Origin of the sequence: uncultured Eudoraea sp., assembly GCF_947260015.1 — a bacterium.
Taxonomy (GTDB): domain Bacteria; phylum Bacteroidota; class Bacteroidia; order Flavobacteriales; family Flavobacteriaceae; genus Eudoraea.
Map to the genome: position 1 here is coordinate 45,294 of NZ_CAMYOM010000026.1, position 4,278 is coordinate 49,571.

Annotated in this window: 5 protein-coding genes and 1 pseudogene; all 6 read right to left on the reverse strand. The window is 36.7% G+C overall.

The window, feature by feature from the left end:
- Window positions 1-428: TIGR00366 family protein (locus Q0X66_RS11255; RefSeq protein ID WP_297706382.1), on the reverse strand; the 428-nt coding region annotated here is incomplete at its 3' end.
- A gap of 96 nt (window positions 429-524) precedes the next feature.
- Window positions 525-1,820, reverse strand: a complete 1,296-nt coding sequence (locus tag Q0X66_RS11260; protein ID WP_297706384.1) for a prolyl oligopeptidase family serine peptidase — start codon at window positions 1,818-1,820, stop codon at window positions 525-527.
- A 28-nt stretch (window positions 1,821-1,848) separates the two neighbouring features.
- On the reverse strand, window positions 1,849-2,652 hold the full coding sequence (locus Q0X66_RS11265; RefSeq protein WP_297706386.1) for a class I SAM-dependent methyltransferase: 804 nt from the start codon (window positions 2,650-2,652) through the stop codon (window positions 1,849-1,851).
- A gap of 6 nt (window positions 2,653-2,658) precedes the next feature.
- Window positions 2,659-3,204 (reverse strand): GNAT family N-acetyltransferase, encoded by a 546-nt coding sequence (locus tag Q0X66_RS11270; RefSeq protein ID WP_297706388.1) that lies wholly within the window; start codon window positions 3,202-3,204, stop codon window positions 2,659-2,661.
- Window positions 3,201-3,686, reverse strand: coding sequence for a DinB family protein (locus Q0X66_RS11275; protein ID WP_297706390.1), 486 nt, complete (start codon window positions 3,684-3,686; stop codon window positions 3,201-3,203). The genes Q0X66_RS11270 and Q0X66_RS11275 overlap by 4 nt, the downstream gene beginning before the upstream one ends.
- Before the next feature lie 69 nt (window positions 3,687-3,755).
- A pseudogene (locus Q0X66_RS11280) lies at window positions 3,756-4,278 on the reverse strand (alpha-N-acetylgalactosaminidase); the annotation flags it as partial.

Sequence of the window (4,278 nt, forward strand, 5' to 3'; positions counted from 1 at the left end):
ATTAAGAAGGGATAGTTTAATCCTTTAACTCTTTTCGCCAGTTCTCTGGCTAAAATGGCAACAATTACAATCATTCCAAAACTGATCAGGGAAAACAATGCGCTGAAAATCAACACAAATAAATAGACCTGCCCCGGAGTTTTTATAAAACCAGCTATCCAATTAATCCCCTTTTCAACGGGAGCTGATTGGGCTATGCTGTAGGCTGTTATTATAACAAGAATAATCTGCATTCCAAAGGCTAATAAGGTCCAAAAACCATTATACCAGCCACCAATAATGTTCATAAATGAAGCATCGGTCCAGATAAGGGCCATAAATCCAGTGAACAAAGTGAGAAGTAATGCAAAAACATAGGCACTGGGCATATATCTTATAAAAAGATCCGTGAAAATTTTTCCTAGTGCTGAAATCATATTACTTTCCAATCAGTAGTGTTTGGTTATTATTTACTGATAGATTTACTAAATATAGCAGTTAAATGTTGAAGAATAAATCTGAGTCAAAATAATTTATTTGCGCCACTAGTTTGTTTCTGGAAGCTTATTGATCCAATTCTCCAAAGTGGTTAAGTATTTGGGATGTAACTTGGACCAATAGGGAAAATCACTTTGCCCAACATTATACATGGAATGTGAGGCCCCATTTAATAAAATTATCTTATATTTTTTGTTTTGAGCCTGATCAAGTGCATCTGAAATTACTTCATAACTACTCACAGGTATAATTTCATCCAAACTACCCTGAACAACTAATACAGGCTGTTTTATTTTTTCAAAATAGGGAATGGGCGTAAAGTTTAGTTTCTTATCTATTTCGATCTCATCAAGGTTGGGAATCCATACTTTATCAAACCACTCTTGAGATTTAGCAATGTTGATCTCTTTCTGAAGGGTTTCTTTGGAAATTTGACCCGCAATAGTTTCAAAAACCTTTCGCTCAAATTTGGATGCCTCAACCATATTATCACCCAGTATTTCTTTATTTCTGTTTTTCCAGTAGTTAAGATCACTTTCCAATAAGGAAGAACCCGGACAACTTACGGCAATGCCATATTTGAGGTCTTTTAATTCATTCAAAATATATGGGATCTTGCTAGCTCCCTGGCTGCTGCCTTTAATACCAATGTGGTTAATAGGAATGTTTGTCTTTTGAGAAAACCATTTAATAGCATTAATATCATCTGACGCAAGTTCTTCTATACTGGCCTTTGTCCATTCGCCTTCAGAAATACCTGTCCCCCGTTTGTCATAAATAAAGGTGGTATAACCTCGTTTTGCAAAAAGCTGAGCTTCTGCTCTTGAAGCACTCCTATCGGAATTGCCGGAGGAAGTGACAATAACCAGGGCTTTTTTGGTGTCTTTTGGTGGATAGTAAATAGTGCCCTTCAATAGCAGGTCATTGGTTTTAAAACTTATGTCCTCAGCAGTTGGGATCTCCTTGCTACTTGCTAAAGATTTAAAGAGCGTATATGGAATTTTCATTGTGTCCACAGTTAGTGTACCCCGGAGTTCAGCGTTATTTGCCCATTTATTTTTAAATGAATAGGTGTAAAAATCGCTTTGTAATTTAAAATTAATTGAATCGTCTTTTACTTCAAGCTCTCTAAATGGAATTCTGTTGGCGTTTTGTTCAAGGCTTGTAAAATAGACCTTCCAGTGTGTGGAATCTTGTTCCAGTTCAAAAACAATGGAATCTTCAAAACTCCCTTTTTTAAAAAGACCGCTATAATAACCACTGCGATCAGATGTTTCTGGCTTCGATTTATTGATACAGGATATTATCGAAAGGGTCAGAATCAAATAGAGGGATTTTCTCATGACTTATGAATAGTTAACTTTTAAAAATTTAATTCTTCCTTCTAGCTTCTATGCTATACACCATTGGAAGTTTGCTCCCAAGGTGTTTAATTCTATACTTACCGGGTTCAGGTTCAATCGTAAATTTAAAACAGTTGTAAGGAGAATAATTATATTCCTCAAGAGATGTCACTTCAAGTCCATTATTTAAAAGACTTGTGATCACTTCGCCTATACTATGATTCCACATAACGTATTTCAGCGTGAGATTAGCATCCCTGTTTGCATATGTTCCTGTTTCAGTTTCCACTATTGGGCCGGAATTAAAATAGTTGTATTCTACCTTACTAAATTCATTATCAAACATCCAGACCACGGGATGAAATTCTACGAAAATAAGTCTGCCGCCAGGTTTTAAAAAACCAGAGACAATTTGCCCCCATTTGTCAATATCAGGCAACCAGCCTATAGTTCCATAAGTAGTGTAAACAATATCAAATTCTTCATTTAAATGATTAGGAAGATCATAAAGATCACAGCAAATAAAGTTAGCTTCTATTTTTGTTTTCACAGCTAACTCTCTGGCATTGTCGATTGCTTTGTCTGAAAGATCAACCCCGGTGACCCTGGCACCAAGCCTTCCTAATGAGATCGTATCCTGTCCGAAATGACATTGCAAATGCAAAATACTCTGGCCCTTTATATCCCCAAGGAGATTCAATTCTATATTTTTAAGTGATGTCTCGCCATCGAGGAATCCTTTCATATTATAGAAATCAGATTCTATATGAGTGTCGGTCTTACTGTTCCAGGAGGTCTTATTTATTTTGATATAATCAGATTTCGAATCCATGTCCAATTAGGCGTGTTTTATTAGTTTTTGAAGGTATTGATCTTTAGTTATTTTGTAATACAAGGAGTTTTCAATACCCTTGCAGCTATCATTTTTCCAGTAAACCATTGAAAGTTTTTCCAATATTTTTATAGAGGCTTTATTTTGTCTGGCAACCCTGCCAATAATCTCTTTTAAATTGAGTTTCAAAAATCCATGTTCAAGGCAGGCCGCGGCAGCTTCTGTAGCATAACCTTTATTCCATTCTCTCTTAAAAAAACGAAATCCGAGATCGACTAAATTTTGCTCATTCAATTTTAGTCCGCACCATCCTATAAAGGAGTCGGATACTTTGGTAATAACAGCCCATCTGCCAAAGCCATTTTTTTTATAATCCTTGTAATTAAGAAGAAATTCCCTCGCCTTTTCAACAGTGGCAAAAGGAGGATCACCAGTATACTTTATAACCTCAGGATCTGAATTTAGTTCCCAAATATTTTCAGCATCATTTAGAACAAACTCCCGGAGAACTAATCTGGGCGTTTCTATTATGGGTTTTACTGTTAGATTCATTCCTTTAACAATTTTATCACCAGCCCAATTTGCCCTAAATGGTAGATGTCGTGGTGTAACATACCTTCAAGCACAAAAGAATAAGGATAATTACCTCCAAATTCGGGGTCATAATAGGTTTCATCTAAAAATGTATCATCCTTATCTCGTAATAGTTCCAATAATTCCAGGAGCGTTTTATTATCTTCTTCCTGGGTCTTCTCCCAACCAATAGTCTTTAACTCGTCATTTGATCTCCAATTATCTGGATGGGTATCTTTAAGTTCCCCTCTGCCGGTCTTTAATTTTAAGATGGTATCCTTTCGCCAGGAAATGATATGTGCAATTATTTCGGCGATACTGTGCACAGCAGGCAGAGGACGTATAAACATCTCATTTCCTTTTAATTGAGATAACTTTTTAGCATAGGATTGTCCCGCCCATATTGGACCATTATGAACTTCACTCAATTGCCTTATTATCGAATTAATTTGTTTATTCATAACCAAAAAGAAAATACTTACTTATTAATGAGACGGATTATCTATAGAAATGTTTCGATTACAGTGAAATTATGCTATGATATCCAAAGGTTTCGTTTCCTTCCAATTACCTCGTGTAAAATCCGGAAATGCCTGTGGATCACCATTGTTGGCAACGGAGATCTCACTTAAAGGAGAAACGGCACTCCAGAAACAACCTTCATATACATTTTGGTCCAGGGGCAGGCCGTTTCGAAGGCATTCAATTATGCGATATACCATCATCCCATCCATGCCTCCATGACCACTCTCACTGGTGGTAGATGACAAGCGCTTGTACAACGGATGATCATATTTATCATAAATAGCCGCCAGTTGTTCCCCTTGTGCCCATTGATGATGGCTATCTGTAATGCCGTCTATACCACCTTCCAAAGCGACACGTGTAGGAAAACCGGCCAAAATACCTTTGGTACCCTGTATTAAATTGAGTCTGGTATAAGGTCGTGGACTGGTTTCATCCCATTGTACCATAATTGTTCGTCCGAGACTTGTCTTTATTATCGAGGTATTCATATCACCTCCTTTGAAATCTAATTGATTCCATTTATGG